The following is a 2,534-nucleotide window of genomic DNA, read 5'->3' on the forward strand; positions in this document are numbered from 1 at the left end:
GCCACAAAGTCAGTGCATCCGTTTCAGGAATTTCAACAACGCCTCCGTCACAAACTCCGGATTCTCCAGGTTGGAAATATGCCCCGCCTGCGGAATCAGCACGTGTTCACACCCGATCAGCTCGGCCATTTCCAAAGCCTCGGACGGTGGCCTCGGCTTGTCCTGATCACCGCACATCACCAGCGTGCGCCTGGCGTCCAATCCAGGCAGGCGCGGCAGGATGTCGTCCCGACCAAAAATGATCCGTCCCAACGGCACGATGCTGTCCTTCAGGCGCTCGGTCGGCAGCGCGGCCAAGGTGGCTCGAAACTGCTGGTAGAGCGCCGACTGCGGATCGATGTCCGGCCGAAAAAAGATTGGCACGATGATGTCCAACAAAGGCTCGGGAATTGCGCCGCTGGCTTCGATCTTGTCGAACAGCGAAAAGTAATACAGCCGGGTTGGCTCCGGCTCGACGCCGACATAGGTATCCATCAACACCAGCGACTGCACACGCTCAGGCGCAGCCAGCGCCAACCGTGCGCCCCACATCCCGCCGACCGACAATCCGACCAGGTTGAAGCAGTCGATCTCCAGGAGATCCATCAACGCCAGCGTTTGACGGGACAGGTCGTCCAGCGAATTCATGCCCTCAGGCAAACGCCCGGACCGGCCATGGCCCCACAGCTCCGGGACGATGACCCGATAATGCTTCGATAAAGCCTCAATCTGCGGCGCCCACATGCTCTGGTCCCACAAATAGCTGCTGCCCAGCACTACCACCGGGCCATGGCCCTGGTCCAGGTAATGGAGCGGTTGTCCGTCAATCGTTGCAAAGGGCATCGGTGACCTCCTTGTTTGGGGATGAAAAAACCTTGGGGAGACTGGGCCGCGAAGCGCCAGACGTCAACCTTGGGTCCTGAGGTGCTGTCAATGGCCTCATCGCGAGCAAGCTCGCTCCCACAATGGACCGGTGTTCACAAATCCACTGTGGGAGCGAGCTTGCTCGCGATGGGGCCGCTACAGGCACCGCAGCACTACAAGCCCTCCAACTCCGCCATCAGATCATTCAACCGATCCACCTTCTCCTCGGTGATTTCACTGGCCTCCAGTCCAGCGATGTATTCAGCCAACGCCTCCACCGTGCTGCACTCGAACATAGCCCTGAGCGGCACGTCCCGTTGCAGGGCTTTTTGCACGCGCGAGGCGATTTGTGTCGCCAGCAACGAGTGCCCGCCCAGCTCGAAGAAATTGTCCCGTACGCCCACCCGCTCGACTTTCAACACCTCGGCCCAGATATCGGCCAGGGTTTGTTCAAGATCACTGGCGGGCGCCTGGTAGTCCTGGCCGTGCAACTGGCCGATTTCCAGCGCAGGCAAGGCCCTGCGATCGAGTTTTCCATTAGCATTGAGGGGCAGGCGATCGAGCCACAGCCAATGCAGCGGCACCATGTATTCCGGCAATTCGCTGCGCAGGCGCTGTTTGATTCGATCCAGGCGTTCGCTCGGGCTCAGCGTGGCGTCGGCGGCAACCAGATAACCCACCAGGTGCTTGCCATTGACGCCTTCCTGCACGCCGACGGCCGCGTCGCGGACCTCAGGCTGCTCGTGCAGCCGTGCTTCGATTTCCCCCAGCTCGATGCGGTAGCCACGAATCTTCACCTGATGGTCGATGCGCCCGACGTATTCCAGCACGCCATCGCTGCGGCGACGTGCCAGGTCGCCGGTGCGGTACAGCCGCTCGCCCGGGGCGCCGAACGGGTTGGGCACGAACACCGGCGCGGTACGCAGGGGATCGCCGACATAACCACGCCCCACCCCGGTTCCGGCGACGCACAGCTCGCCCACCGCGCCCACTGGCACCAGTTCCAGGGCGCCGTCGAGCAGGTACAAACGGTTGTTGTCGGTCGGCGTACCGATGGGCAGGTAGGTGCCACGGGTCGAGGCCATGTCGACTCGGAAGAACGCCACGTCATCGGAACATTCGGCCGGGCCGTAGGCATTCACCAGGCCGATGTCCGGGTAACGCGCCAGCCACTGATGGGCGAGTTCCGGTGGCATCGCTTCGCCAGTGGGCAGCATCCAGCGCAAGCCATCCAGGCCGATGCGCTCCTGGGCAAGCATGCCCTGGATCAACGACGGCACGCTCTCCAGCACGGTAATGCCCTGGCGTCCGACATGGTCCAGCAGGCCTTGCGGATCGTGGGCGATCACATTGGGCACGATGTCCACCCGAGCCCCGAACAGCGGCGCGGCCAGGAACTGCCACACCGAAATATCGAAGCTCTGGGACGCGGTCTGGGCAATCACATCGGCCTCATCCAGCGCCAGGTACGGCACTTTGCTGAGCTGGTTGTTGAGCATGCCGCGCTGCTGGACCATCACACCTTTGGGCAACCCGGTGGAGCCAGAGGTGTAGATCACGTAAGCGAGGTTGTCTGGCCCGCTGTAAACGCCAGGATTGCCCACCGCCATATCACTGGCCTGGACGTCCTCCCAAACCAGCAGCTTCGGCCGCCCGCCACAGGCGAACTCTTCCAGCAAGGCCAGCGCCTG

Annotated in this window: 2 protein-coding genes; both read right to left on the reverse strand. The window is 62.5% G+C overall.

Going from position 1 to position 2,534, the window contains the following annotated elements:
• Positions 1-9: 9 nt before the first annotated feature.
• Complete coding sequence (locus OC610_RS25365) at positions 10-822, reverse strand: alpha/beta fold hydrolase (protein WP_264431774.1); 813 nt, start codon at positions 820-822, stop codon at positions 10-12.
• Between the two features lie 194 nt (positions 823-1,016).
• A partial coding sequence (locus OC610_RS25370; RefSeq protein WP_264431775.1) for an amino acid adenylation domain-containing protein occupies positions 1,017-2,534 on the reverse strand: 1,518 nt, incomplete at its 5' end.

This window comes from Pseudomonas agronomica (assembly GCF_025917275.1).
In the GTDB taxonomy this organism is placed as follows: Bacteria; Pseudomonadota; Gammaproteobacteria; order Pseudomonadales; family Pseudomonadaceae; genus Aquipseudomonas; species Aquipseudomonas agronomica.

Coding starts and splice junctions, on each gene's coding strand:
- OC610_RS25365 (WP_264431774.1), bottom strand. CDS start 822: ATGCCCTTTGCAACGATTGACGGACAACCGCTCCATTACCTGGACCAG.